This window comes from Luteimonas sp. Soil_C_16 (genome assembly GCF_057657295.1).
The window spans coordinates 21,035-47,081 of record NZ_JBDGIS010000011.1 but is presented as its reverse complement, the minus strand read 5'-3'; the positions used below and the strand labels follow the sequence as shown (position 1 = coordinate 47,081).

General features: G+C 69.1%; 21 protein-coding genes. 15 read left to right on the top strand and 6 right to left on the bottom strand.

All coding sequences use genetic code 11. The features are described from left to right. From AC3A5T_RS16680 to AC3A5T_RS16665, 4 genes are all read left to right on the top strand, one after another. Positions 1 to 291 (top strand): hypothetical protein (locus AC3A5T_RS16680; protein WP_487629502.1); only part of this gene is annotated, 291 nt, incomplete at its 5' end. 9 nt (positions 292 to 300) lie between these two features. Further along, a complete protein-coding gene (locus AC3A5T_RS16675) occupies positions 301 to 1,221 on the top strand; it encodes a lauroyl acyltransferase (protein WP_487629501.1) in 921 nt (306 codons plus the stop codon). Beyond that, on the top strand, positions 1,181 to 1,789 hold the full coding sequence (locus tag AC3A5T_RS16670) for a PH domain-containing protein (RefSeq protein WP_487629500.1): 609 nt from the start codon (positions 1,181 to 1,183) through the stop codon (positions 1,787 to 1,789). The genes AC3A5T_RS16675 and AC3A5T_RS16670 overlap by 41 nt, the downstream gene beginning before the upstream one ends. After that, positions 1,776 to 3,314 (top strand): PH domain-containing protein, encoded by a 1,539-nt coding sequence (locus tag AC3A5T_RS16665; protein WP_487629499.1) that lies wholly within the window; start codon positions 1,776 to 1,778, stop codon positions 3,312 to 3,314. Before AC3A5T_RS16670 ends, AC3A5T_RS16665 begins: the two co-directional genes overlap by 14 nt. 15 nt (positions 3,315 to 3,329) lie before the next feature. Here the strand turns inward: AC3A5T_RS16665 and AC3A5T_RS16660 are convergent, their stop codons facing one another. Further along, positions 3,330 to 4,256: a glycosyltransferase family 2 protein gene (locus tag AC3A5T_RS16660; RefSeq protein WP_487629498.1), complete on the bottom strand. Its 927-nt coding sequence runs from the start codon at positions 4,254 to 4,256 to the stop codon at positions 3,330 to 3,332. Positions 4,257 to 4,352: 96 nt separating this feature from the next. Between AC3A5T_RS16660 and AC3A5T_RS16655 the strand changes: the two genes are divergently transcribed. Next, positions 4,353 to 5,117 (top strand): glycosyltransferase family 2 protein, encoded by a 765-nt coding sequence (locus AC3A5T_RS16655; protein ID WP_487629497.1) that lies wholly within the window; start codon positions 4,353 to 4,355, stop codon positions 5,115 to 5,117. Positions 5,118 to 5,147: 30 nt separating this feature from the next. Here AC3A5T_RS16655 and AC3A5T_RS16650 read toward each other — a convergent pair whose 3' ends face one another. The 4 genes from AC3A5T_RS16650 to def all read right to left on the bottom strand — a co-directional run bounded on the left by AC3A5T_RS16650 (position 5,148) and on the right by def (position 8,878). Beyond that, complete coding sequence (locus AC3A5T_RS16650) at positions 5,148 to 5,981, bottom strand: glycosyltransferase family 2 protein (RefSeq protein ID WP_332078325.1); 834 nt, start codon at positions 5,979 to 5,981, stop codon at positions 5,148 to 5,150. 39 nt (positions 5,982 to 6,020) lie between these two features. Beyond that, entirely contained in the window at positions 6,021 to 7,316 is a 1,296-nt protein-coding gene (rsmB, locus tag AC3A5T_RS16645) for a 16S rRNA (cytosine(967)-C(5))-methyltransferase RsmB (RefSeq protein ID WP_487629496.1), read from the bottom strand. A 1-nt stretch (position 7,317) separates the two neighbouring features. Next, positions 7,318 to 8,244 (bottom strand): methionyl-tRNA formyltransferase, encoded by a 927-nt coding sequence (gene fmt / locus AC3A5T_RS16640; protein ID WP_487629495.1) that lies wholly within the window; start codon positions 8,242 to 8,244, stop codon positions 7,318 to 7,320. Positions 8,245 to 8,359: 115 nt separating this feature from the next. Continuing rightward, on the bottom strand, positions 8,360 to 8,878 hold the full coding sequence (gene def / locus AC3A5T_RS16635) for a peptide deformylase (RefSeq protein WP_332078322.1): 519 nt from the start codon (positions 8,876 to 8,878) through the stop codon (positions 8,360 to 8,362). A gap of 135 nt (positions 8,879 to 9,013) precedes the next feature. Between def and AC3A5T_RS16630 the strand changes: the two genes are divergently transcribed. The 10 genes from AC3A5T_RS16630 to AC3A5T_RS16585 all read left to right on the top strand — a co-directional run bounded on the left by AC3A5T_RS16630 (position 9,014) and on the right by AC3A5T_RS16585 (position 24,213). Next, positions 9,014 to 10,171, top strand: coding sequence for a LysM peptidoglycan-binding domain-containing protein (locus AC3A5T_RS16630; RefSeq protein ID WP_487629494.1), 1,158 nt, complete (start codon positions 9,014 to 9,016; stop codon positions 10,169 to 10,171). Between the two features lie 87 nt (positions 10,172 to 10,258). Then, entirely contained in the window at positions 10,259 to 11,410 is a 1,152-nt protein-coding gene (gene dprA / locus AC3A5T_RS16625; RefSeq protein WP_487629493.1) for a DNA-processing protein DprA, read from the top strand. A gap of 33 nt (positions 11,411 to 11,443) precedes the next feature. Then, entirely contained in the window at positions 11,444 to 11,917 is a 474-nt protein-coding gene (locus AC3A5T_RS16620; protein ID WP_332078319.1) for a DUF494 family protein, read from the top strand. Positions 11,918 to 12,054: 137 nt separating this feature from the next. Then, entirely contained in the window at positions 12,055 to 12,801 is a 747-nt protein-coding gene (locus AC3A5T_RS16615) for a pilin (RefSeq protein WP_487629492.1), read from the top strand. Beyond that, entirely contained in the window at positions 12,798 to 13,799 is a 1,002-nt protein-coding gene (locus tag AC3A5T_RS16610; protein WP_487629491.1) for an RDD family protein, read from the top strand. The genes AC3A5T_RS16615 and AC3A5T_RS16610 overlap by 4 nt, the downstream gene beginning before the upstream one ends. 46 nt (positions 13,800 to 13,845) lie before the next feature. After that, complete coding sequence (locus AC3A5T_RS16605; protein WP_487629490.1) at positions 13,846 to 14,775, top strand: RDD family protein; 930 nt, start codon at positions 13,846 to 13,848, stop codon at positions 14,773 to 14,775. Between the two features lie 144 nt (positions 14,776 to 14,919). Further along, positions 14,920 to 17,496, top strand: coding sequence for a DNA topoisomerase I (locus AC3A5T_RS16600; RefSeq protein WP_487629489.1), 2,577 nt, complete (start codon positions 14,920 to 14,922; stop codon positions 17,494 to 17,496). 10 nt (positions 17,497 to 17,506) lie between these two features. Then, entirely contained in the window at positions 17,507 to 18,073 is a 567-nt protein-coding gene (tsaC, locus tag AC3A5T_RS16595) for an L-threonylcarbamoyladenylate synthase type 1 TsaC (protein WP_487629488.1), read from the top strand. A 201-nt stretch (positions 18,074 to 18,274) separates the two neighbouring features. Then, positions 18,275 to 22,732 carry a glutamate synthase large subunit gene (gene gltB, locus AC3A5T_RS16590; RefSeq protein WP_487629487.1) on the top strand — a complete coding sequence of 1,486 codons (4,458 nt, stop codon included), beginning with the start codon at positions 18,275 to 18,277 and terminating at the stop codon, positions 22,730 to 22,732. After that, complete coding sequence (locus AC3A5T_RS16585; RefSeq protein ID WP_487629486.1) at positions 22,732 to 24,213, top strand: FAD-dependent oxidoreductase; 1,482 nt, start codon at positions 22,732 to 22,734, stop codon at positions 24,211 to 24,213. The genes gltB and AC3A5T_RS16585 overlap by 1 nt, the downstream gene beginning before the upstream one ends. Positions 24,214 to 24,486: 273 nt before the next feature. Here AC3A5T_RS16585 and AC3A5T_RS16580 read toward each other — a convergent pair whose 3' ends face one another. Then, a complete protein-coding gene (locus AC3A5T_RS16580; RefSeq protein WP_487629485.1) occupies positions 24,487 to 26,001 on the bottom strand; it encodes a tryptophan halogenase family protein in 1,515 nt (504 codons plus the stop codon). Positions 26,002 to 26,047 lie beyond the last annotated feature (46 nt).

Sequence of the window (26,047 nt, the reverse complement as noted above, 5' to 3'; positions counted from 1 at the left end):
TGCGCTCAGACATGGGCTGCTCTTCGACCCCGCCGCCCTGCGATGCTCGGCTCGCTTTACGGCTCGATTGAAATCAAGAGCAAGGCGAAAAACCGAAGCAGGAGCAAGCGCGAAAGCCAAGGCCATAGCCATAGCCATAGCCAAAGCCGGAGCCCGAGACCGATCCGGATCAAGCACACCGCAAACAGCCCGCGCGACGCGACAGCGTCCGCCCAGCGGTACACGTGCGAAGAGAACGTTGAAGCAAAGCCGACTTCCGGCACCTATCCCCACCCGCGCGACACCGCCTAGACTTCGGACATGCCGGATCTGATCGCACGCATTCTGTATCTGCTCGCCACTGTCGTCGGCGCACTGCCGGCGCCGGTGTTGCGCGGCATCGCCGGCGCGGTTGCGGCGCTCGGGCGACTGACGGGCAGCCGCGAGAGCCGGGTCGCGCTGCGCAATCTCGAACTCGCCTATCCCGAATTGACCGACGACGAACGCGCGGCGCTGCAGCAGGCGATCCTGCGTACGACCGCGCTGCAGACGCTGGAAACGCTGCGCCTGTGGACCCGTCCGCATGCGCGCAATCTGCGGATGCTGCGCGAGCAGCACGGCGTCGGCCTGTTCGACGCGGCGCTGGCCGATGGCCGCGGCCTGATCGTCTGCGCGCCGCACTACGGCAACTGGGAACTGCTCAACCAGTGGCTGGCCGCGCGCACGCCGATCTCGATCCTCTACCGCGCGCCGGACTCGGCGGTCGGCGAGGCCTTCCTGCGTCGCGTGCGCGCCGGGGCGGGCGACCGGGTGCGCCAGGTGCGGGCCGAAGGCCCGGCCGTGCGACAGCTGTGGAAGACGCTCAAGGACGGCGGCGTGGTCGGCATCCTGCCCGACCAGCAGCCCAAGGCCGGCGACGGCGAGTTCGCGCCGTTCTTCGGCATGCCCGCACTGACGATGACGCTGGCCTCGCGCCTGGCCGAGCGCACCGGTGCGACCGTGCTGTTCGCCTATTGCGAGCGCATCGGCGACGGTCCTGACTTCGCGCTGCGCATCGAGCCCGCGCATCCCGCGATCGCCGATGCCGATCTGGTCCGCGCGACCACCGCGCTCAACGCCGGCGTCGAACACATCGCGCGGCGCGATCCGGCGCAGTACCAGTGGACCTACAAACGCTACAAGGCCCGGCCGTCCGGCTCGGGTGACGACAATCCCTATCTCGACCTCGAACGTCGACGATGAGCAGGCGCCGATGATCTCCAGCGAAGACCCCGTGTCCACACCGCCGCCACTGCCCGTCGAGCCGGCGATGCCGGCGCCGCAGGTCGAAACCGACGTCTGGCAGCCGCTGCCGCTGCGGGCGCGCACGCTGGCGACGATCGCCACCCTGATCGGCACGTTGATTCCACTCGCGATCGCGCTGGGCGTCGGGCTGATCGCCGCCGATCGCCAGCCGCTGTCGTTCGCGATCGCCGGTGGACTGCTGCTGGTGATTCCGGCATGGACGGTGTGGATCGCGCGCCGGCGCTGGCTGCGCACGCGCTGGCGGCTCGACGACGACGGCTTCGGCGTGCGCCGCGGGCACATGTGGCGCAGCGACACGCGCGTGCCCGGCAATCGCGTGCAGCATCTCGACGTGCGCCGCGGGCCGCTGGAGCGCGCATTCGGACTGGCAACGCTGATCGTGCATACCGCCGGCACCCGCAACAGCGCGCTGTCGCTGTCGGGTCTGGACTTCGAAGAGGCCGAACGCTTGCGCGACACGCTGGCCGCGCGCGCCGCCCGCGACGACGACCATGACGACGCCTGAGCCGGCCGCGCCGCAGGCGCTGCTGCCCGAGGACCACGAACGCCGCCTGCATCCGGGCTCGTGGCTGTTCGTGCTACTGCAGAACCTGCGGCAGTTCATCGTGCCGCTGGCGGCGCTGCTGTTCGCCGGCGGTCGCCGCGACGACGGCTATCCGTGGTGGCTGCCGATGATCGGCGTCGGCGCGCTGGTCGTCGTATCGGTGTGGCAATACCTGACGTTCCGCTACCGCATCGACGACGACCGGCTGATCGTGCGCAGCGGCCTGCTCGAGCGCAGCGTCCGGCAGATTCCGTACTCGCGCATCCACAACGTCGCCATCCACCAGACCCTGCTGCATCGTCTGATGGGTGTGGCCGAGGTCCGGCTGGAATCGGCCGGGGGTACCAAACCCGAGGCACAGATGCGCGTGCTGCGCATGCCCGAGGCGCTGGCACTGGAACAGCTGATCCGCGATCGCGGCCGCGCCGATGCCGTCGCCGCGACACCCGTCGCCGCGCCCGAGGGCACCACGCTGCTGGCGCTGTCGACCTGGGAAGTGGTCAAGCTCGGCCTGATCTCGAACCGCGGCCTGATCGTCGTCGCCGGTGCGCTCGCGCTGTCGTTCCAGGTCATGCCCGAGCGCGCGATGGGCCGCCTGCTGGTCGAGTACGGCCGCGAGGCCTTCGGTTACGCCAGCGGCTTCGCGACGACGTGGATGGCCAAGGGCCTGGTCCTGATGGGGGTGCTCGCGACGGCGCTGGTGCTGATCCGCGCGTTCTCGGTCCTGCTGTCGCTGCTGCGCTATCACGGCTTCCGGCTGCAGCGGCAGGGTCGGCGCCTGACCGTCGAGCGCGGCCTGCTGGGCCGCTCGCGCAGCAGCGTGCCCCGCCGGCGCATCCAGGCATGGACGCAACAAGAAGGCGTCCTGCACCGCCTCTTCGCGCGGCGCACGCTGGAGATCGACACCGCCAGCGCGCGCACCGGCGACGGCCAAGGCAACGCGAACGCGCAGCGCGGACTCGATGCCCTCGCGCCGATTGCGCGGCCGGACACCTGCGATGCGATCGTGCGCGACATCGCCCTGCTGCCGTCATGGCCGCCGCAGCACTGGCAGCCCCTGCATCCGCGCGCCTGGCAGCGGCTGATGCTCGGCGATCTGTTCGTGACCGTCGGCCTGTGCGCCGCGCTGGCCTGGTTCTTCCAGTGGTGGGGGGCGCTGGGCCTGCTGTGGCTGCCGTGGTCGATGTTCGTCGCCCGCCGTCATGCCGCGCGTGCCGGCTACGCGGTCGACGATGCCCTGGTCGCGGTGCGCGAAGGCTGGTGGTCGCGCACCTGGCGCTTCGCCGAACTCGGCAAGCTGCAGGCCGTCGAACTGCGCCAGTCGCCGCTCGACCGTCGCTTCGGCATGGCCTCGGTGTGGCTCGACACCGCCGGTGCCAATCCGCTGACCACACCGCTGCGGCTGCGCTTCCTGTCGCTCGACGATGCCGAGCGCATCCACGCGACGCTCGCGCATGCGATCGCGAGGCGACCGCTGCGCTGGTGAGTCAATGCGCCGCGATCAGCGGCGCGACTTGAAGTAGTGCGAGACCATGCCGACCCAGTGCTCGATGCGCTTGGACAGCGGCATCGGCGCCTGGAACAGCAGCCAGCTGTAGGCGCGCAGCTCCCAGAACGTCGGCGCGGGCTTGGTGCGGAATTCGGCCTTGGCCATGCGCAACCAGCGCGGCGTGACGCCGGCCTGCTGGCGATAGAACTCGAGCATGCGTTCGCTGCCGACGACGTGGCGATACACACGCAGCGGCGATGGCCCGAAGGATTTGAGCGCATTGCTGCCGTGCTCGCGATGGCCGACCAGGGTGTCGGACAGATAGACCTTGTGCGCGCCGAGGATGTCGGCGCCGTAAACGATGCAGTCGTCCGGCCGCGACAGCCAGTCGGCGGCGCGCTCGGGCGGCAGCGTGAGCAATCGCGCCATCAGGGTGCTGCGCAGGCTCACCGCCGACGTCGCCGCGCCCTGGAAGCGGTGATAGTAGGCGTTGAGCAGGATCGACAAACCGAGGTCGCGATCCGGACCGGGCTTGAACATCGGTTCGTCGAGATCGCCGAACAGCTGCATGTTCGTGTAGACGAAATCGACTTCCGGCCGCGCGGCGTAGACGTCGACGATGCGTTGCAGGTAGTCGGGATTCCAGCGGTCGTCGGAATCGAGCAGCGCGACGATGTCGCCGCGCGCCTGCGCGAAGCCGGTGATCCACGCCTGCAGCTGTCCGCCGTTGGCCTGCTCGATCACCGTGACCGTTGGATGCGTGCCGTAGTGCTGGCGCAGCAGCTCGGGCGAGCCGTCGCGGGACCCGTCGTCGACGATGATGAGTTCCAGCGCGGGTTCCGTCTGCGCGAGCACCGACTCGATCGCCTCGACGACGAACGCGGCGTAGTTGTAGCTCGAGACGAGCACGCTGACGGTGGGACGGGCGGAAGCGGTCATGGGCATCGGGGCGACGCCGCGCATGCGGCGCCGGCATCATAACAACGCGCCCCGCCGCGCCCGGACGCAGCCGGCGCGATCGGCGACAATCGCCCCATGTCGAATCCCGCACCCGCCACCACGCCGCTGCCGATTTCCGGCGTCGTCATCGCCAAGAACGAGGGCGACCGTATCGGCCGCTGCCTCGATTCGATGCGCGGCCTGTGCGCCGAGCTGATCGTCGTCGATTCCGATTCGACCGACGACACCGTCGCCGTCGCCACCGCGCGGGGCGCCAAGGTCGTGCAGCAGGACTGGCTGGGCTACGCGGCGCAGAAGACCTTCGCCAACACACTGGCCGTGCACGACTGGCTGCTGCTGCTCGATGCCGACGAATGGCTGTCGCCGGGCACCGACGAGAAGATCCGCACGTTGTTCGCGGACGGGCGTGTCGAGACCGCCGACGCCTGGCTGCTGACGCGTCGCAACTGGTTTCTCGGCCATCGCCTGCGCGGTGGTGAACCGATGGAGCGTCTGGTGCGCGCGGGCTGGCGTTATCTGCCGTCGCAGGTGCACGAACGCCCCGACCTCGAAGGCAAGACGGTCGCGAAGCTCGACGCCGACTTCGAACACGACACCTCGCGCAGCCATGGCGAGCACGTCGCCAAGCTGTCGAAGTACGCCGCGCTGTGGGCGCAGCAGCGGCGCGATGCCGGCAAACGCGCACACGCGCTCGACGGCCCGCTGCACGCGGCCGCCTATCTGCTCAAGCAGTACCTGCTGCGCGGCGCGTTTCTCGATGGCGCGCCGGGCTGGCGCTTCCACAAGGCGCAGGCCGATTACGTGCTGGAAAAGTACCGGCGGTTGCGCGATCTGTCCTGACCAGGCGCGCGCCCACGCGGGCACGGTCGCTCAGCGCTTCGGCCCGTGCACCAGACCGAACTCGGTCCACGTCAGCCGTCCGGCGGCAACCGCATCGCGGATCGCCTGGTTGGCCGCCTTCATTTCCGGCTTCACGTAGCCACGCGCGTGATCGAGATGGATGCACACCGCCGAGAAGCGGATCTGCTTGCCGGTCACGCCGGCATTCGCGAGCCGCTCGCCGAGTTCGAGATCCTCGCCGCCGTAGGTCATGCGCTCGTCGAATCCGTTGACGCGCACGAGGTCCGCTTTCCAGCCGGACGCGTTGTTGCCCGCCCAGCGCGGCTTCGTCGGCGTGGTCGCGTTGAGCACGCGCTCCCGCCAGCCCGGGCGCGCCCAGAGTTTCAGCGAACGCTTCTTGCGCGGCAGGCCGTTGGCTTTCAGCCAGTCGAGATCGGTATGCAGGCCACGCGCGATGACGTCCCGGTCGATCTTCAGGCTCAGATCCATCGGCAGCTTGCAGTAGCCGCCGCCGAGGTAACGCCCCGGCTCGCGCAGGCGCAGATGCTGGCTGACGAAATCCGCGCGCGGCACGCAGTCGCCGTCGGAGAAGACCAGGTAATCCGACCGCGCATCCTCGATGCCGCGATTGAGGATCGTGCATTTCCGGAAGCCGGCGTCCTCGTGCCAGACGTGTCGCAGCGGATACGGCAGGTCCGGGGCGAGCGCGGCGAGCATCTCGCGCGTCGCCGGGCCGGACCCATCGTCGGCGACGATCAGTTCGAAATCCTGCCGGTCCTGCTGCGCATAGCCCCACAGACACCGCTGCAGCCAGTCGGTGTTGTTGTAGGTGCTGATGATCAGGCTGGCGGCGGGTGTCTGCATGCCGGTGATTCTAAGCGAGGGCCCGGCGGCGGGCCGGGCTCAGCGCAGGCGCTTCAGGCGCGCGTAGAAGAAGCCGTCCATGCCCGATTCGCCGGGCAGGCGCTGATGGCCGGCGCCGGTGTCGCGGCCGAAGCGCGCATCCAGCGGTTCGAGCGCGAAGTCCGGATGGCGCGCGAGGAAGGCTTCGACCTGCGCGGCGTTCTCGCGCCGCAGGATCGAACACGTCGCATACAGCAGCGTGCCGCCCGGCGCGACAACGGGGGCCAGTGCATCGAGCAGCTGCGCCTGCAGCGCGGCGAGCGCTTCGAGATCGGCAGGCCGCCGGTGCAGCAGCACATCGGGCTGCCGACGCACGATACCGGTCGCCGAACACGGCGCGTCCAGCAGCACCGCATCGAACGGGGTGCCGTCCCACCAGCGCGCGGGATCGAGCGCATCGGCGGTACGCACGCGCGCCTGCGCGTCGATGCCCAACCGCTTGAAGGTCTGCTCGATGCGCGCGACGCGCGGTGCGGCGATGTCGATCGCCAGCAGGCGCAGTGCAGGATCGCGTTCGAGCAGGTGCGCACTCTTGCCGCCGGGTGCGGCGCAGGCATCGAGCAGGCGTGCACCGGCGGCCGGCATCAGCGCATCGGCCACGCGCTGCGCGGCGCCGTCCTGGATCGACACATCGCCATCGACGAAGCCCGGCAAGGCATCGACCGGCACCGGCGTCGCGAGGCGCAAGGCGTCAGGCATGCCGTCCGGCACGTCGGCCTGCAGACCGGCCTGGATCAGCCGCGTGTAATAGGCGTCGCGCGTGCCGCGGCGGGTGTTGACCCGCAGCCACTGCGGCGCGGCGGCAGCGCTGGCGGTGAGGATCGCCTCGGCCTCCTGCGGCCAGTCGACGCGCACTTCCTGCAGCAGCCATGCGGGCCACGCGGCATCGGATGCGGCGGTCGGCAGACCGTCCTTCTGCGCGCGCCGCAGCAGCGCGTTGACGAGACCGGCTTGGTGGGCGCGGCCCAGCAGGCGCGCGGCATCGACGGTCGCGTTGAGCGCGGCGTGCGCTGGCAGGCCCATCGGATCGAGTTGGGCGAAGCCGGCATAGATCAGCGCGCGCAGCGGCGCATCGCGGGCGCCCGGCGGGCGCGGCATCCAGCGCGACAGTGCGGCCGCATAACGGCCCTGGTGTCGGATCGCGGCGAAGGCCATGGCCTCGACCAGGGCGCGGTCGCGCACGTCGTCGATGCCGGCCAGGGCCGTCGACAGTTCCGCTTTCAGCGAGCGGCCGTGATGCAGCACCGCGTCGATGACGCGGGCCGCCGCGAGCCGGGCCTGTGCGCCGTTGTCCACGTCAGGCGCCCGCGCCGCGCAGGTCGCTGCGCGCGTTGAGGAAATCGGCGACGTCGATCGCCCGGCCACCCGCCCGCTGCACGCGCTGCAGGCGCAGCGCGCCGTCGCCGCATGCGATGTCGATACCGTTGCGGCCGGCGAACAGCACGCTGCCCGGGGCCCGCCCATGCGCCAGCGGCAGCGCGGTCGCGGCGTGGATGCGCAGACGCTCGCCAGCGACTTCGGCCTCGGCCACCGGCCAGGGATCGAACGCACGCACGGTATCGGCGAGCACGCGCGCCGGCTGCGACCAGTCGAGTCGCGCTTCGGCCTTGTCGAGCTTGTGCGCGTAGGTCACGCCTACTTCCGGCTGCAACGCCGGACCGAGCTTCATGCCCGCGCGCAGCAGACCCAGACCGTCGGCCAGCACCTGCGCGCCGAGCGTGGCCAGCCGGTCGTGCAGGCGGCCGCCGGTGTCCTCGGGCGTGATCGGCGTGGTCTGACGCAGCAGCACCGGACCGGTATCGAGGCCCTTCTCCATCTGCATCAGGCACACGCCGGTCTCGGCGTCGCCGGCCTGGATCGCACGCTGGATCGGCGCGGCGCCGCGCCAGCGCGGCAGCAGCGAGGCATGCACGTTCCAGCAGCCATGGGTGGGAATGTCGAGCACCGCCTGCGGCAGCAGCAGGCCGTAGGCGACGACGATCATCAGATCGGGTTCCAGCGCGCGCAGCGTGTCGAGCACTTCGGCGCCCTTCAGGCGCTCGGGCTGGTGCACGATCAGGCCGCGCTCGACCGCCATCTGCTTGACCGGCGAGGCGGTCAGCGACCGGCCGCGGCCGGCGGGGCGATCGGGCTGGGTGTAAACGGCGACCACTTCATGGCGCGCATCGGCCGCGAGCAGCGAGGGCACGGCGAAATCCGGTGTGCCGGCGAAGACGATTTTCATGGGGCGTTGTGTCCTGGAAGGCGTCCTGCCTGGGCAGGCCGCGTAGCGCGGGGACAGCGCGCGATGACGCGGCGCGCGCAGGTCGGATCCATCGTCGCCGCGCGCGGCGGGCGGCTCAGTCTCGCTCGCCCTTGCGCAGCTTCTCGAGCTTCTTCAGCGCGCGGTCGCGCTTGAGCGGCGACAGGTAATCGATGAACAGCTTGCCGTCGAGATGATCGATCTCGTGCAGCACGCAGGTCGCCAGCAGGCCGTCGACGCTCAGTTCGAAGGGCTTGCCGTGGCGATCGAGCGCGGTGACGGTGATGCCGTCGGCGCGGGTCACGTCGGCGAACACGCCCGGAATCGACAGGCAGCCTTCGGTATGGACGCGCAGGTCCGCCGAGCGGTCGCGGATTTCCGGGTTCACGAACACCAGCGGCTGCTCGCGGCCCTCGGTCACGTCGATGACCATGAAGCGTTCGTGGGTGTCGATCTGCGTCGCCGCCAGGCCGATGCCGGGGGCTTCGTACATGGTCTGGAACATGTCGTCGAGCAGACGCTGGAACGCGGGGTCGGCGAACCGGTCGGCTGCGACCGGCTCGGCCAGCTTGCGCAGGCGGGAATGGGGGTATTCGAGGATCTCGAGCAGGGCCATGGGGTCGAAGAGCGAAGGCGGTCACAGCCGCGGGGACGAAACGACCATTGTAACGTGCCGCACACTTGCGTCCGCGCGGACCTTTCAGGCTATATTGCGCCGCTGCAAGGGGAAAAATCCAAGGGGAGCAGGTAGATGGCCGGCAAGCTTCAACGCCTTTCAAGGTCGTTCCGCACGGGCTGTGCCGTCGCGTTGCTGACCGTCACCACGTTCGCAGCTGCCCAGCAGATGCGCGGCGATCATCCCGAGACCTATGTCGTGGTCCGCGGCGACACCCTCTGGGGCATCGCAGGCCGGTTCCTCGACAAGCCGTGGCTGTGGCCGGAAATCTGGCAGGCCAACCCGCAGATCGCGAACCCGCACCTGATCTACCCGGGCGACGTGATCAGCCTGGCGTACCTCAACCGCGTGACGATGCGTCCGGGCCCGCGCCCGGTCGACGCCTCGCCGATCGGCGCGATTCCGCTGTCGGACGTCGAGCCGTTCCTCAAGAACCGCCGCATCGTGTTCGACTTCGAGACCCTGCCCTACGTGCTCGGCTACGAAGACGGCCGCCTGCGCGGCAGCGTGGACCGCAACGTCTACGTCAAGGGCTTGGACGCCGCGCGCCCGGGCGAACGCTACGCCGTGCTTCGCCCGGCCACCGAGTTCTACGGGGCGCGTCGTTCGCGTGACCTCGACTTCCGCGGCAAGCGCATCCCGGGCGAAAGCAATCTGTGGTCGCAGACCCAGCCGAAGTCGCGCCAGCAGGATGCGTTCCTCGGCTACGAGATGGTGCAGATGGGCGTCGGCACGGTCGTCCACGGCCCGACCGCGCAGAGCGACACCACCGCGCTGGCGCTGGACAACGACGGCTTCGAGGCGCGCGCCGGCGACCGTATCGTGCCGGTGAACCCGCAGCCCTACGACCTGCAGTTCTTCCCGCATCCGCCGAGCGCCGATGCGCTCGCCTCCGAGGCCCGCGTGATCGGCGTGGCCGACATGCTGGTCACCGGCGGCCCGCGCGACGTCATCGCGATCTCGGCCGGGCACCAGAACGGCGTCGACAACGGCACCGTGTTCTCGATCTGGCGCACCGGCTCGTACAACGTCGATCGCGTCGCGCACCCCAACACCTCGCGCATCACCGAGTCGCCGAACGCAGGCACCCGCCGCGACCGCCTGCCGGACGAGTACGCCGCGCACGCGATGGTCTTTCTGACCTTCGATTTCGTCAGCTACGCGCTGGTGATGGAAGGCGAGAAGCCGGCCGGCGTCGGCTACACGCTCAAGCACCCCGACGCCGAGCAGTAAGGAGCGGCCCGCTGCGCGGGCTTTCCCGACGGCATCAGACGACGGCACCTTCGGGTGCCGTTTTGATGTGCGGCCTAGGCTTCGCTCATGGACGACAATGCCGATGCGCACGCGCTGCTGCGCCTGATCCACGCCGGTGGTGCCGCGGCGCCGCGCCGCCGCCTGCTCGAACATGCCGAGGGTCCGGCCGCCGCGCTGGCAGGCGGCGCTCCGGCCTGGCGCGAGGCCGGTCTCGATGCGGCGCAGCGCGCGGCGCTGGGCGGTCCGGAAGATGCGGTCGACGACTGGCGCCGCTGGCTCGCCGGCGCCCCCGCCCGCCAGGTCATCGGCTGGCACGATCCCGATTACCCGCTGCTGCTCAAACGCATGCAGGCGCCGCCGCTGGCGTTGTTCGTCGAAGGGGATCCCTGCCGGCTGTGGCGCGCCGGCGTGGCCGTGGTCGGCAGTCGCGCGCCGACGGCAGGTGGACGCGACAACGCGGCGCAGTTCGCGCGCCGCTTCGCCCTCGATGGCCTGTCGGTGGTCAGCGGTCTGGCCAGCGGTATCGACGCGGCCGCACACATCGCGGCGCTCGATGCCGGCGGCGACACCGTCGCCGTGCTCGGCAGCGGTATCGACATGCCCTACCCGCGCTCCAATCTCCGCCTGCACGCGCGCATCGTCGAAGCCGGCACGGTCGCCAGCGAGTATCCGCCCGGCACGCCGGCGCGACGCGAGCAGTTTCCCAGCCGCAACCGCATCGTCGCCGGGCTCGCGCTCGGCACCCTCGTGGTCGAGGCCGCGCAGCGCTCGGGCGCGTTGATCACCGCGCGCCTGGCCGCAGACGCCGGGCGCGAGGTGTTCGCGATCCCCGGCTCGATCCACAACCCGATGGCGCGCGGCTGCCATCGACTGCTGCGCGACGGCGCCACTCTCGTTGAAGCGCCCGAAGAGGTGACCGGCGCCCTGTCGGCGATCGCCGGCGAACTCGCCGACGCCTTGCGCGAGCGGCTCGACGCCCCCATCCAGAGCGTCGAGACGATACTGAACACGGCTGGCGCGGGTGCCCTACCCGATCCCGACAGCGACGACCCGGACTACAACCGGTTGTGGAACGCCCTCGGGCACGACCCAACCGGTATGGATGAACTGGTCGCGCGCAGTGGATTGACGGTCGCCCGGGCGTCGGCCATGCTGCTGTCCATGGAGCTGGATGGACGTGTGGCTCTGCTGCACGGTCGGTATTCCCGAAAGTCCTGAAACGACGCGCCCAAGGGCGCAGGCCGAGGGGAAATGAAAGAAAGCATCCTGGATGTGCTGCTGTACCTGTTCGAACACTATTTCACCGAGGATGCGGACCTCGTCCGCGATCGCGACTCCCTCCAGAGCGGCTTGCTCCAGGCCGGTTTCAGCCCCGCCGAAGTCAGCAAGGCCTTCGACTGGCTCGATGCGCTGGCCGATCAGCGTCCGGCCGTGCCGGTGGTCCGCGCCAACGGTCCCACCCGTGTCTTCTCCGCGCCCGAACTCGACCGGCTGGATGTCGACTGCCGCGGGTTCCTGCTGTTCCTCGAACAGCACGGCGTGCTCGATGCCGACCAGCGCGAACTGGTCCTCGACCGGGCGATGGCGCTCGATCAGGACGAGCTGGATCTCGACGATCTGAAGTGGGTCGTGCTGATGGTGCTGTTCAATCAGCCGGGCAGCGAAGCGGCCTACGCATGGATGGAGACCCAGATGTTCGCCGACGAGCCCGAGCCGGTGCACTGACGCGGCATCCCGTCCGACGATGACACCGACAGGCGCCCACCCGGGCGCCTGTCGCGTTTCCGGCGTCTTGGGCCGCCCGCATGGCCGCTGTAGGATGAACGCGGGGAGCCGCCGGACGTCCGGCTGCAGGATCGACGATGGCGGATATCTGGTTTCATGCGACGCCCAACGGTGGGTGCAACGGCCCGATGCGCGCCGACGATCTGGTACGCCTGTTCCAGGCCGGGCGCATTCACGCTGCGACGCCGGTCTGGCACGAAGGCATGACGGAATGGGCAGCGCTGTCTTCGGTCGCGTCCACCCTGGGCGTGCCGGTCATGCCGCCACCCTTGCCGCGCGCAGCGCCTGCGTCACCGCGCCGCGGCTTGCACTGGATCTGGATCACCGTGCTCGTGCTGGCGGCACTTGCCGTACCGACACTGGCGATCATCGCGGCGATCGCCATCCCGGCCTACAACGACTACCGCACGCGTGCGGGCATCTCCGAAGTCGTGGCCGCGAGCGCGCCGCTGCGACTGGCGCTGCAGAACTCGGCAGCCCACGGGGGAACGTGTCCCATCGTCACCGGCAGCGAGGACCGAGCCGTCGTCTCGAACCCGCAGGTGGACGCCGCGATCGCCGGACTGCTCGACAGTCCCCACGTGGCGGATGTGCTGACATTGAATCGCAGCACGCTCGATCAATGCGAGTTGCTGGTGAAGCTGGAGGGTTTCGAACACGCCGCGATCGACGGAGAAGTCCTGAACTGGTCGCTCGAACCGGTCAGCGGCAACTGGACCTGCGGCACCACCGCGCCCCACCGCTATGTCCCGGAACACTGCCGGCACCGCGCCTCCCTTGCGTACGACATCCCCGCACCGCAGACAGGATCGACTCCGAAATGACCGAGTGGTACTACGCCGACACGACCAACACCCGCCAGGGCCCGATCACGACGCCGGCGCTGCTGCAGCTGCGCCAGCAGGGCACGCTCGGTGACGGGACGCTGCTGTGGCGCGACGGTCTCGATGGCTGGACGCCGCTGCATGCGCTGGCACACGAGCTGGGACTGGCGGATCCGACGACGTCGCCTATCGCGGCCACGACGACGGCGGACGGCTGGGCACTGGAGCCGGTGGCGCCTGCAGCGACAGATGTCGGAACGCCGGCAACCTCTGTCGACGACGCGTGGCACCCGGCTAGCAGTGAACGGACGTCGCCCAGCCAGCCCACAGCCGGGCCCGACGCGGCCTCACCGTACTCGCCACCGGTCGCGCCGGTCGTCCGCGCCGCGCCGGTCGTGCATGGCGGCGACGTCGTCGACGCGGGCTTCCTCAAGCGCGCGGCGGCGTTGTTCATCGATTCGCTGCTGGTCACCGCGGTCTACTACGCCATCATTCTCGCGGCGATGGTGGTGTTCGGGCTCGGCGGCACGCTCGAGCGGCTGGGATCGGACACGCCCGAGTTCGGCGTCGCCGGCATCTTCCTGGTTGCGGTGATCTATCTCGCCTGGCCGCTGGTGAGCGGGCTCTACTACGTGCTGATGGAATCCTCCGCACGCCAGGCGACGCTGGGCAAGATGGCGGTCGGCATCAAGGTCACCGGCCTCGACGGCGGCCGCATCAGCCGCGGGCGCGCGTTCGCGCGCTGGGCCTCGCACCTGCTCGCCTACGTCACGCTGTGCATCGCGTACCTGGTCGCGCTGTTCACCGAGCGCAAGCAGGGCCTGCACGACATGGTCGCCAGCACCTACGTCGTCGACCGGTGGGCCTACACCGATCATCCCGAGCTGCAGCAGCGCTCGCTGGGCACGGTGGCCATCGTGATCCTCGTGCTGTGGGCCGGCCTGCTGCTGCTCGGTGTCGGCGCGGTGGTCGTGGCCGGTATCGCCGCCTCGCTCTGACCCCACACCCCCACGCTTTCCCATCACCCGACAAGGACGTTCACCGATGATCGACTGGTATTACGCCGACGGGCGCAACACGCGCCACGGACCCGTCACCCGGCCCGCGCTATTGCAGCTCCGCCAGGACGGCATCGTCGGCGACGGCACGCTGGTCTGGCGCGACGGCTTGGCCGGTTGGCAACCGTTCCGCGAACTTTCGGACGAGCTCGGTCTCGCGCCTGCGGCCGGCATCGAAGCCTGGGCGCTGGAGCCGGTGGCGCCGGCGCTAACCGCGGCCGCGGGCGATGCGGTGGACGCGGGCTGGCGCCCGCTCACCGCCACCGGCGCCGCAGACGACGTCGGTCACACCGCTTCGCCCTACGCGCCACCGACCGCGAATGTCGCCCGGCCCGATGCCGTCACCCACGGCGGCGACGTCGTGCTGGCCGGCTTCCTCAAACGCGTCGCGGCGTATGCCATCGACGCCGTCATCGTCGGCATCGCCAGTGCCGTCATCGGCGGGCTGATCTATGAACTGCTGGGCGTCGGCGGATTCGGCCGCGGCTTCTGGATGGAACAGGCGGTCCTCAATGCGGTCTCGCTGGTGCTCTCGGCGCTGTACTTCGCGTGGTTCCACGCCGCCTACGCGATGGCGACGCCGGGCAAGATGGCCGTCGGCATCAAGGTCGTGCGCCTCGACGGGTCACGGATCTCGTTCCTGCGCGGCATCGGCCGTTACTTCGCGACCATCCTCAGCAGCCTGATCCTGATGATCGGCTTCCTGATGGCCGGCTTCACCCAGCGCAAGCAGGCGCTGCACGACATGGTCTGCGACACGCTTGTGGTCGACCGCTGGGCGTTCACCGACCGGCCCGAACTGCAGCGCCGCGAGCTGGGCACGGTGACCGTGGTGGTGCTGGTCCTGGTCGGCATCGTGACCGGCCTGGGCCTGCTGGTGCTGCTGGCGCTGGCCGGATTCGCGGCCTTTTCCTGACCGGCAGCCACGGCGGCGCTTGACACACCCCCCCGCCCGTGATTCCACTATAAAAGCAACCGACGCCCGGGGCCCGTCCCCGGGCGTCGTCATCTTCACCTTTTTTGTTGGGCCGCCCCCGGGCGTGCCCCGGATCTCGCCGCCATGGCCAAGCACCTCCTCATCGTCGAATCGCCCGCCAAGGCCAAGACGATCAACAAATATCTGGGCAAGGATTTCCACGTCCTCGCCTCCTATGGCCACGTGCGCGACCTGATTCCGAAAGAGGGCGCCGTGGACCCGTCGCAGAACTTCGCGATGCGCTACGACCTGATCGAGAAGAACGAAAAGCACGTCGAGGCGATCGCCAAGGCCGCCAAGGGCGCCGACGACATCTATCTGGCCACCGACCCGGACCGCGAGGGCGAGGCGATCAGCTGGCACATCGCGGAGATCCTGAAAGAGCGCGGCCTGCTGGAGAACAAGACCCTGCAGCGCGTGGTGTTCACCGAGATCACGCCGCGCGCGATCAAGGAAGCGATGCTCAAGCCGCGCGCGATCGCCGGCGATCTGGTCGATGCCCAGCAGGCGCGTCGCGCGCTGGACTACCTCGTCGGCTTCAACCTGTCGCCGGTGTTGTGGCGCAAGGTGCAGCGCGGGCTGTCGGCCGGCCGCGTGCAGTCGCCGGCGCTGCGCATGATCGTCGAGCGCGAGGAAGAGATCGAAGCCTTCATCGCGCGCGAGTACTGGTCGATCGACGCCGCATGCGCGCACCAGGTGCAGCCGTTTACCGCGCGCTTGACCAAGCTCGACGGACAGAAGTTCGAACAGTTCACCGTCACCGATGGCGACACCGCCGAATCGGCGCGTGCGCGCATCCAGGCCGCCGCGCAGGGCGCGCTGCACGTCACCGACGTCGGCGCGAAAGAGCGCAAGCGCCGTCCGGCCGCGCCGTTCACCACCTCGACGCTGCAGCAGGAAGGCGCGCGCAAGCTCGGCTTCACCACCCGCAAGACCATGCAGGTCGCGCAGAAGCTCTACGAGGGCGTCGCGCTCGGCGACGAAGGCACGGTCGGCCTGATCAGCTACATGCGTACCGACTCGGTGAGCCTGTCGCAGGACGCGCTCGGCGAGATCCGCGACGTCATTGCGCGCGATTACGGCACCAGCTCGCTGCCCGACCAGCCGAACGTCTACCAGACCAAATCCAAGAACGCGCAGGAAGCGCATGAAGCCGTGCGGCCGACGTCCGCGCTGCGCACGCCGACGCAGGTCGCGCGCTTCCTCAGCGACGACGAGCGCCGCCTCTACGAGCTGATCTGGAAGCGCACCGTCGCCTCGCAGATGATCCCGGCCACGCTCAACACCGTGTCGGTCGATCTGGCCGCCGGCAGCGAGCACAGCTTCCGCGCCAGCGGCACCACCGTCGTGGTCCCGGGCTTCCTCGCCGTGTACGAGGAAGGCAAGGACACCAAGGGCAAGGAAGACGAGGACGAAGGCCGCAAGCTGCCGGCGATGAAGCCCGGCGACCGCGTGCCACTGGACCGCATCATCGCCGAACAGCACTTCACCCAGCCGCCGCCGCGCTTCACCGAAGCGGCGCTGGTCAAGGCACTCGAGGAATACGGCATCGGCCGTCCGTCGACCTACGCCTCGATCATCCAGACGCTGCAGTTCCGCAAGTACGTCGAGATGGAGGGCCGCAGCTTCCGTCCGAGCGACGTCGGCCGCGCGGTGTCGAAGTTCCTGTCCAGCCACTTCACCCAGTACGTGGACTACGACTTCACCGCCAAGCTCGAAGACGAACTCGATGCGGTCAGCCGCGGCGAGGAAGACTGGATCCCGCTGATGGAGAAGTTCTGGGGTCCGTTCAAGGAACTCGTCGACGACAAGTCGGAATCGGTCGATCGCAACGAGGCCACCGGCGCGCGCGAGCTCGGCACCGATCCCAAGACCGGCAAGCCGGTCAGCGTGCGTCTGGGCCGGTTCGGACCGTACGCCGCGATCGGCAGCACCGCCGAGGACGCCGAGGACAAGCCCAAGTTCGCCTCGCTGCGTCCCGGCCAGTCCATGCACACGATCTCCCTCGAAGACGCGCTGGAGCTGTTCCTGCTGCCGCGCATCCTCGGTGAGGACAAGGACGAACAGGTCAGCGTGGGCATCGGCCGCTTCGGCGCGTTCGCCAAGCGCGGCAGTGTCTACGCGTCGCTGAAGAAGGAAGACGACCCGTACAAGGTCGACCTGGCGCGCGCGGTGTTCCTGATCGAAGAGAAGGAAGAGATCGCGCGCAACCGGATCATCAAGGAGTTCCCGGACAGCGACATCCAGGTGCTCAACGGTCGCTTCGGCCCCTACATCAGCGATGGCAAGCTCAACGGCAAGATTCCCAAGGATCGCGAGCCGGCGTCGTTGACGTTCGAGGAAGTGACCAAGCTGCTCGAAGAAACCGGCAAGCCGGTGCGCAAGGGTTTCGGCAAGAAGGCGCCGGCCAAGAAGGTCGCCGCGAAGAAGGTCGCAGCGAAGAAGGAGCCGGCCGCGAAGAAGGCCGCGACCAAGAAGGCGCCTGCGAAGAAGGCCGCCAAGAAGACCGCGAAGAAGGCGACGAAGAAGACCACGAAGTCGATCGCGCCTGCGGTCGAGCCGGCGAAGTCGCTGCTGACCGCGTCCAAGGTCGCGCCGGGCAAGAAGCGCGTGATCAAGGCAGGTGGCGACAAGCCGGTCACGGACGACGCGCCCTTCTGACCCGCCGCGCATGACCGCGCCCGTGCTCGACATTCCCGCCGCCGCCGCGTTGCTCGCGCGCGGCGGCGTGGTGGCCTATCCCACCGAAGGCGTCTGGGGTCTGGGCTGCGATCCCTTCGATCGCGACGCGGTGATGCGGCTGCTCGACATCAAGAAGCGTCCCGTCGACAAGGGCGTGATCCTGATCGCCGGCGCGCGCGCGCAGCTCGATGCAATCGTCGACTGGACACGGCTGTCCGATGACGCGCGCACGCGTGTGACCGACAGCTGGCCCGGCCCGAACACGTGGGTCGTGCCCGCGCGCGCCGACGTGCCCGCGTGGATCACCGGGGCGCACGCGAGCGTCGCGGTCCGCGTCAGTGCACATGCCGATGTCGTCGCGCTATGCGGGGGATTCGGCGGTGCGCTCGTCTCCACCAGCGCGAACCTCACCGGCGAACCCGCGGTCGCGGATCGCGAGGCGCTCGACGGGCGACTGCTCGCGCGCATCGACGGTTTGCTGGACGGCCGGACCGGCGGACGCACGGGTCCGTCGACGATCCGCGATGCATTGACCGGCGACGTGTTCCGCGCCTGAATCCGCCTTGCGGCGGCGCGTTGGTGAACGTTGCGCTGCGGTTGCATCCGCAACTGAAATCCCGCGAAAAACCGGGTTGCCGCACTGCACAAACTATGCTCTAGTCGTGACCCGGTGTGGACGCGTTGTCGCGATGCAAGGACCTTGGCGCTCCGATTCCCGCGCCGGCCATGCACCTCTCCACGGACTGCGATGACGACGATGCGGGAACTCCCGGATCGGGGCCTTTACGACCCCGCTGACGAACGCGATGCCTGCGGCTTCGGCCTGATTTCGACGATCGGCGGCGACGCCTCGCGCGAGATCGTGGACGGTGCACTGCAGGCGCTGTCCCGCATGGCCCATCGAGGCGGCATCGCCGCCGATGGCCTCTCGGGTGATGGCTGCGGCGTGCTGTTGTATGCCGCCGACGCGTTCGTCGACACGCTGGCCGCCGAAGCCGGACTCGAATTCGCAGGCACGCGCCGCGCCGCCGGCATGGTGTTCCTGCCGATCGAACCCGACGCCGCGGCGCAGTGTCGCGAGACGCTCACGCAGCTGCTGCGCGAGGTCGACGTGCGCGTCGCCGGCTGGCGCGAGGTGCCCGTCGACGAGGCCGCGCTGGGGGCACTCGCCCGCAGTTCGAAGCCGCGCGTCGAACAGGTGTTCGTGACCGCAGACGGCGACGACGCACAGGCCTTCGAGCGTGCGCTGTATCTCGCCCGCCGCCGCGCCGAACAGGCGTTGTGCGCGCACGAGAATTTCTACGTCGTCGGCCTCACCCCGGGGCTGCTCGGCTACAAGGGCATGGTGCTGCCGAGCCATCTGACCCAGCTGTTCCCGGATCTCGCACGCGCAGATCTCGCGGCCAAGACCGTCGTGTTCCATCAGCGTTTCTCGACCAATACGCTGCCGCGCTGGCCGCTGGCGCATCCGTTCCGGCGCCTGGCGCACAACGGCGAGATCAACAGCATCGAAGGCAACCGCCGCTGGGCGCAGGCGCGACGCGGCGTGTGGGCGTCGCCGCAGCTCGACATCGGCGAGTTCGAAGAAACCGTGACCATGCACGGCTCGGATTCGCAGACGCTCGACAACATGCTCGAGTGGATGCTGCTCGGCGGCATGGACCTGCTGCAGGCGATGCGCATCCTGATGCCGCCGGCCACGCAGTCGCTGGAATACAAGGACGCCGATCTCGCCGCGTTCTACGAGTACTACGCGATCAATTCCGAGCCGTGGGACGGTCCAGCCGGCGTGGTGATGTGCGACGGCCGCCATGCCGCGTGCACGCTGGACCGCAACGGCCTGCGCCCCGCGCGCTGGACGCTGTCGCAGGACGGCATCTTCGTCATCGCGTCGGAGGCCGGCGTCTGGGACGTCGCGCCCGAGCGCGTCAAGGCCAAGGGCAAGCTCGGCCCGGGCGAGATGATCGCGATCGATCTCACCACCGGCACCCTGCTCGACAACGACGCGATCGACGAGGTCAATCGCGCACGCGCGCCGTACAAGCAGTGGCTCAAGCGCGGCATGAGCTATCTGCACACCGAACTGATCGATCCCGCGCTCGCCGCCGAACCGTTCGCGCCCGACACCCTGCTCGCGTTCCAGAAACTGTTCCAGCTGACCCGCGAGGAACAGGAATCGGTGCTGCGGCCACTGGCCGAGACCGAGCAGGAAGGCATCGGCTCGATGGGCGACGACGTGCCGATGGCGGCGATCAGCCAGCGCGTGCGTCCGCTCTACGACTGTTTCCGCCAGGCGTTCGCGCAGGTCACCAATCCGCCGATCGATCCGCTGCGCGAAGGCGCGGTCATGACGCTGTCCACGCAGATCGGCCGCGAGGGCAACATCTTCCTCGACCGCGCCGAGAACGTGCACCACGTGCTGCTGAACTCGCCGGTGCTGTCGCAGCGCAAGTTGCGCCAGTTGCTGGCGCTGCCGCGGTTCGCCGAATCGAATCTGCTGCTGGATCTCTACTTCGACGCCGACACCGAAACGCTCGAAGGCGCGCTGCATCGCCTGTGCGCCGAGGCCGAGGCCGCGACCCGCGCGGGCGTCGAGATCCTGCTGCTCAGCGACCGCTATCCCAAGCGCGGCACCGTGCCCGTGCACGCGCTGCTGGCGACCGGTGCGATCCATCTGCATCTGGTGCGCGCCGGCCTGCGCTGCGACGTCAATCTGGTCATCGAAACCGGCACCGCGCGCGACCCGCACCACTTCGCGTGCCTGATCGGTTTCGGCGCGACGGCGGTCTATCCCTATCTCGCGTTCCAGACCCTGCACGCGCTCGGCCGCCGTGGGGTGCTCGCGACCAAGGTCGGCAACGAACACCTGCAGCTCGGCCGCAGCTACCGCCGTGGCATCCGCAAGGGCCTGCTGAAGATCATGTCCAAGATGGGCATCGGCAGCATCGCCAGCTATCGCGGCGCGCAGCTGTTCGAGATCGTCGGCCTGGCGCCGGAAGTCGTCGACCTGTGCTTCGAAGCGACCCCGTCGCGCATCGGCGGCGCCGGCTTCGCGCGCCTGGAAGCTGACGCGCGCCATCTCGCCGAGCAGGGCTGGGACGATGCCGCGCTGCCCGAACCCGGTGGTCTGCTGCATTACGTGCACGGCGGCGAATACCACCAGTTCAATCCGGACGTGGTGACCTCGCTGCAGCGCGCGGTGCTGACCGGCGAACGCGACGACTGGAAGCGTTATTCGGACTTCGTCGACACGCGACGGCCTGCCGCGCTGCGCGATCTGCTGCGCCCCAAGGCCGCGACGCCGATTTCGATCGACGAGGTGGAGCCGGTCGCTTCGATCGTGCGCCGCTTCGATTCGGCGGCGATGAGTCTCGGCGCGTTGTCGCCAGAAGCGCACGAAGCGCTGGCGATCGCGATGAACCGTCTCGGCGGCCGCAGCAATTCCGGCGAAGGGGGCGAGGATCCCGAGCGTTACGGCACCGATCGCCGCAGCAAGATCAAGCAGATCGCGTCGGGGCGTTTCGGCGTCACGCCGGAATACCTGATCAATGCCGAGGTGCTGCAGATCAAGGTCGCACAGGGCGCCAAGCCCGGCGAAGGCGGCCAGCTGCCCGGGAGCAAGGTCAATCCGCTGATCGCGCGTCTGCGCTACGCCAAGCCCGGCATCGGCCTGATCTCGCCGCCGCCGCATCACGACATCTACTCGATCGAGGATCTCGCGCAGCTGATCTTCGATCTGCGCCAGGTCAATCCCGACGCGCTGATCTCGGTGAAGCTGGTCAGCCATGCGGGCGTCGGCACCATCGCCGCCGGCGTGGTCAAGGCCGGCGCGGATCTGATCACGATTTCCGGCCATGACGGCGGCACCGGTGCGAGCCCGCTCGGATCGATCCGCTACGCCGGCGCGCCGTGGGAACTCGGCCTGTCGGAAGCCCGCCAGGCGCTGCAGTTCAACGACATGCGCGGCCAGGTGCTGCTGCAGACCGACGGCGGCCTGAAGACCGGTCTCGACGTCATCAAGGCCGCGATGCTGGGCGCCGACACGTTCGGCTTCGGCACCGCGCCGATGATCGCGCTGGGCTGCAAGTACCTGCGCATCTGCCATCTCAACAATTGCGCGACCGGCGTGGCCACGCAGGACGAGCGCCTGCGCGCGAACCACTACAAGGGTCTGCCCGAGCGCGTGGAGACGTTCTTCCGCAACGTCGCCGAAGACGTGCGCGAACATCTGGCCGCGCTCGGCGTGCGCTCGCTCGACGAGATCGTCGGCCGCACCGATCTGCTCGAACAGCATCTGCGCCACACCCGCGACGCGGTCGACATCGACCTGTCGATGCTGCTGCGCCGCGATCCGGACAAGCCGCTGTCGTACTGCGGCACACCGGCGCTGCAGTCACCGCCCGACGGTCTGGCCGCCGCGCTCGATGCGCGCGTGTCGAAGGCGATCGAACGCGGTGACGGCGGCGAGTTCGACTTCGAGATCCGCAACACCGACCGCAGCATCGGCACGCGTCTGTCGGGCCTGATCGCGCGTCATCATGGCAATACCGCGATGAGCGATCGCCCGGTCACGCTGCGCCTGCGCGGCACCGCCGGGCAGAGTCTCGGCGCGTTCAATGCCGGCGGCCTGCACATCGATCTCGAAGGCGAAGCCAACGACTACGTCGGCAAAGGCATGGCCGGCGGCCGCATCGTGTTGCGCCCGCCTGCGGGCAGCGTGTTCGAATCGCGCAATACGCCGATCCTCGGCAACACCTGCCTGTACGGCGCGACCGGCGGCGAGGTCTATGCCGCAGGCCGCGCAGGCGAACGCTTCGGCGTGCGCAACTCGGGCGCGGTCGCGGTCATCGAAGGCGCCGGCGATCACTGCTGCGAATACATGACCGGCGGCGCGGTCGCGGTGCTCGGCCGCATCGGCCTGAACTTCGGTGCCGGCTTCACCGGCGGCATCGCCTACGTGCTCGATCTCGATCGTGATTTCGTCGACCGCTACAACCACGAACTGATCGACATCCTGCGCGTCACGCCCGAGGCCTTCGACAACTACCGCTCGCACCTGCGCGATCTGATCGAGACCCACGCCCGCCTGACCGGCAGCGCATGGAGCGGACGCATCCTCGACGAGTTCCGCGATTTCGTCGGCAAGTTCTGGCTGGTCAAGCCGAAGGCCGCGAGCCTCGAAGCACTCGCGGAAGATCTGAGGAGAGCTGCCTGATGAAGCGCGACGTGTTCCGGTTCCTCAACGAACCGCGCGAGATGCCCGACAAGGTACCGCTCCCCCTGCGCACCGATGGCGACTGGAACGAGCTCTACGGCAGTTTCGAAGACCGCGAGGCCGCCCATCAGGCCGACCGTTGCCTCGATTGCGGCAACCCGTATTGCGAAGCCAAGTGTCCGGTGCACAACTACATTCCGAACTGGCTGAAGCTGGTGCAGGAAGGCCGCGTGCTCGAAGCCGCGGCGCTGTGCCACGAAACCAATCCGCTGCCCGAGATGTGCGGCCGCGTGTGCCCGCAGGACCGCCTGTGCGAAGGCGCGTGCACGCTCGACGACGGCTTCGGTGCGGTGACCATCGGCGCGGTCGAGAAGTACATCGTCGACACCGCGTTCGCGCAGGGCTGGCGGCCGGATCTGTCGAAGGTCGTGCCGACCGGCCAGCGCGTGGCGGTGATCGGCGCCGGGCCTGCGGGCCTGTCGTGCGCGGACCGTCTCGCGCGTGCCGGCATCGCTGCGGTGGTATTCGACCGCTACGAGCAGATCGGCGGCCTGCTGCAGTTCGGCATCCCGAGTTTCAAGCTCGACAAGTCGGTGATCGCGACGCGCCGCACGGTGCTCGAAGGCATGGGCGTCGAGTTCCGGCTCGGCGTCGAGATCGGCAAGGACGTCGTGATCGACAGCCTGCTCGAAGAATTCGATGCGGTGTTCGTCGGCACCGGCGCCTACCGCTACACCGATGGTGGCCTTCCCGGCCAGGATCTGCCCGGCGTGCTGCCGGCCCTGCCCTTCCTCGTGCACAACGGCCGTATCGTCACCGGCGGCGATACCTGGGGCCGCCCGGTCGCCGGCTGGGAAACCTCGCTGACGCTGCCGAACCTCGAAGGCAAGCGCGTCGTCGTGCTCGGCGGCGGCGATACCGGCATGGACTGCGTGCGGTCCGCGGTGCGCCTGGGCGCGGCCAGCGTGACCTGCGCGTACCGGCGCGACGAAGCCAACATGCCCGGCTCGGCGCGCGAAGTCGGCAACGCGCGCGAGGAAGGCGTGCGCTTCCTGTTCAACCGCCAGCCGCTGGGCGTCGACGCCAACGACGCCGGTGACGTCGCCGGCGTGCGCGTGGTCGAGACGAAGCTCGTTGAGCCGGATGCGAACGGCCGCCGTGCCGCGGTGCCGATCGACGGCACGGAATCGTTGCTCGACGCGGACGTCGTGATTATCGCCTTCGGCTTTTCGCCGGTGGTGCCCGAGTGGCTCACCACACACGGCGTCGAAGCCAGGGGCAACGGCCGCATCGGTGTCGGCGGTGAGCGTCGCCTGCCCTACCAGACCGCGCACCCGAAGCTGTTCGCCGGTGGCGATGCAGTGCGCGGCGCCGATCTCGTCGTCACCGCCGTGCAGGAAGGCCGCGACGCCGCAGCGAGCATCGCGCGGATGTTGCGCAAGGCCGCCCAGCCTGCCAAGGCGGCGCTCGACGCGATCTGAGGGGTCGCGGCCGCGTCAGGCTCTGGTGACCAAGCCCTCCCCCGCGTGCGGGAGAGGGTTGGGTGGGGGCAAACGGCCTGATCGCGATACACCCAGAAATAGGCGGCGTGGACGGCAAGTCCACGCCCGATGCATTCAAGCCGGCGCGCACGGTTCGCCCCCATCCCAGCCTTCCCCCGCAAGCGGGGGAAGGTGCGGATTCCGCACGCTGGCGATACGCCGTGCACGCGGGATCGGCGCGGACGGGCGCACCTCAAACGATGGAAGCGCGGATCACACCGGCGGCGTCGCCTTGCAGTGCCGATCGATGAACGCCTGGTGCGGCGGCATCGCATCCACGCAGGCGGCGAGCGTGCGGCGAACGCTGTCGATGAAGCGATGCACTTCCTCGTCGGGCACGTTGTCGACCAGCGGATGCCAGCCCTGCGGCACGATGCCCTGCCCGATCATCACCTGCACCCAGCTGATCTCGGCGAACATCTCGCTGGCATTGCGGAAGAACCGGCCGCTGTCGCGGAACAGATCGATGACGCCCTGCAGTTCCGCGGGCACGGCCATCGTGCGGCACTGGCGCCAGAACGGTGTGTCGTCGCGACGCGTCGCCTTGTAGTGCAGCACGATGAAATCGCGGATGCGCTCGAACTCGAACGCCAGCTGCGCGTTGTAGCGCTCGGCAAGCACCGGATTGAAGCCGTCGCGCGGCAGCAGTTCGAGCAGCTTCGAGATGCCCGACTGGATCAGATGGATGCTGGTCGACTCCAGCGGCTCCAGGAATCCGCTCGACAGTCCGATCGCGACGACGTTGCGGTTCCAGCACTGCTTGCGGCGCCCGGTGACGAACCGCAGCGGGCGCGGATCGCCCAGCGCCTCGCCTTCTAGATTCGCCAGCAGCGTGGCCGCGGCCTCGTCGTCGCTGACGTGCGCACTGGAATAGACGTAGCCGTTGCCGGTGCGGTGCTGCAGCGGAATGCGCCACTGCCAGCCGGCCGGACGCGCGGTCGCGCGGGTGAACGGTGCGGGCGGTCCCACGTTCGCGGTCGGTACGGCCAGCGCGCGATCGCAGGGCAGCCAGTGGGTGAAATCGTGGTATCCGGTCTCGAGCGTCTGCTCGATCAGCAGACCGCGGAAACCGGAACAGTCGACGAACAGATCGCCGTCGAGCACGGTGCCGTCCCGCAGCCGCACCGAGGTGACGAAGCCGCTCTCGGGATCCTGCGCCACGTGGTCGATCATGCCCTCGTGCCGGCGCACGCCGCGCTGTTCGGCATAGCTGCGCAGATACCGCGCGTAGAGCCCGGCATCGAAGTGGTAGGCGTAGGCGATGTTGCCGAGCGGCGAGCCCGCCGGTACGTCGGTCGCCGACACCATGAAGCGGCCGCGCTGCGCGGCCAGGGTATTGAGGGTGTAGTCGCCCAGCGGGCCCGCGCGTCCGGCGTGCCGCGCTTTGAGCCAGTACTGGTGGAACGGCAGCAGCCCGAGCGGATGTCCGATCTCGGTGCCGAAACCGTGGATGTAGCGTTCGCCGACATCGAGCCAGTCGACGAACTCGATGCCGAGCTTGAAGCTGCCCTGGGTGTTGCGCACGAAATCGGCCTCGTCGATGCGCAGCAACTGGTTGAACGCCTTGATGTGCGGCACGGTCGCTTCGCCGACACCGACGGTGCCGATCTGCTCCGACTCGACCAGCGCGATGTCGTAGGCGGGCCCGAGCACGCGCGACAGCGCGGCGGCGGTCATCCAGCCCGCGGTGCCGCCGCCGATGATGACGATGCGTTGCAGATGGTCCATTCCGGTCTCCTGTAGCGACGACGACACACAGCACGACGGGACCCGC

What these genes read in the sequence shown, in the direction of transcription:
- AC3A5T_RS16605 (WP_487629490.1), top strand. Translation starts at nt 13,846, where the DNA reads ATGATCGACTGGTATTACGCCGACGGGCGCAACACGCGCCACGGACCC.
- tsaC (WP_487629488.1), top strand. Translation starts at nt 17,507, where the DNA reads ATGACCGCGCCCGTGCTCGACATTCCCGCCGCCGCCGCGTTGCTCGCG.
- AC3A5T_RS16655 (WP_487629497.1), top strand. Translation starts at nt 4,353, where the DNA reads ATGTCGAATCCCGCACCCGCCACCACGCCGCTGCCGATTTCCGGCGTC.
- fmt (WP_487629495.1), bottom strand. Translation starts at nt 8,244, where the DNA reads ATGAAAATCGTCTTCGCCGGCACACCGGATTTCGCCGTGCCCTCGCTG.
- AC3A5T_RS16580 (WP_487629485.1), bottom strand. Translation starts at nt 26,001, where the DNA reads ATGGACCATCTGCAACGCATCGTCATCATCGGCGGCGGCACCGCGGGC.
- dprA (WP_487629493.1), top strand. Translation starts at nt 10,259, where the DNA reads ATGGACGACAATGCCGATGCGCACGCGCTGCTGCGCCTGATCCACGCC.
- AC3A5T_RS16675 (WP_487629501.1), top strand. Translation starts at nt 301, where the DNA reads ATGCCGGATCTGATCGCACGCATTCTGTATCTGCTCGCCACTGTCGTC.
- AC3A5T_RS16665 (WP_487629499.1), top strand. Translation starts at nt 1,776, where the DNA reads ATGACGACGCCTGAGCCGGCCGCGCCGCAGGCGCTGCTGCCCGAGGAC.
- gltB (WP_487629487.1), top strand. Translation starts at nt 18,275, where the DNA reads ATGCGGGAACTCCCGGATCGGGGCCTTTACGACCCCGCTGACGAACGC.
- AC3A5T_RS16620 (WP_332078319.1), top strand. Translation starts at nt 11,444, where the DNA reads ATGAAAGAAAGCATCCTGGATGTGCTGCTGTACCTGTTCGAACACTAT.
- def (WP_332078322.1), bottom strand. Translation starts at nt 8,878, where the DNA reads ATGGCCCTGCTCGAGATCCTCGAATACCCCCATTCCCGCCTGCGCAAG.
- AC3A5T_RS16650 (WP_332078325.1), bottom strand. Translation starts at nt 5,981, where the DNA reads ATGCAGACACCCGCCGCCAGCCTGATCATCAGCACCTACAACAACACC.
- AC3A5T_RS16610 (WP_487629491.1), top strand. Translation starts at nt 12,798, where the DNA reads ATGACCGAGTGGTACTACGCCGACACGACCAACACCCGCCAGGGCCCG.
- AC3A5T_RS16660 (WP_487629498.1), bottom strand. Translation starts at nt 4,256, where the DNA reads ATGACCGCTTCCGCCCGTCCCACCGTCAGCGTGCTCGTCTCGAGCTAC.
- AC3A5T_RS16585 (WP_487629486.1), top strand. Translation starts at nt 22,732, where the DNA reads ATGAAGCGCGACGTGTTCCGGTTCCTCAACGAACCGCGCGAGATGCCC.
- AC3A5T_RS16630 (WP_487629494.1), top strand. Translation starts at nt 9,014, where the DNA reads ATGGCCGGCAAGCTTCAACGCCTTTCAAGGTCGTTCCGCACGGGCTGT.
- AC3A5T_RS16600 (WP_487629489.1), top strand. Translation starts at nt 14,920, where the DNA reads ATGGCCAAGCACCTCCTCATCGTCGAATCGCCCGCCAAGGCCAAGACG.
- AC3A5T_RS16615 (WP_487629492.1), top strand. Translation starts at nt 12,055, where the DNA reads ATGGCGGATATCTGGTTTCATGCGACGCCCAACGGTGGGTGCAACGGC.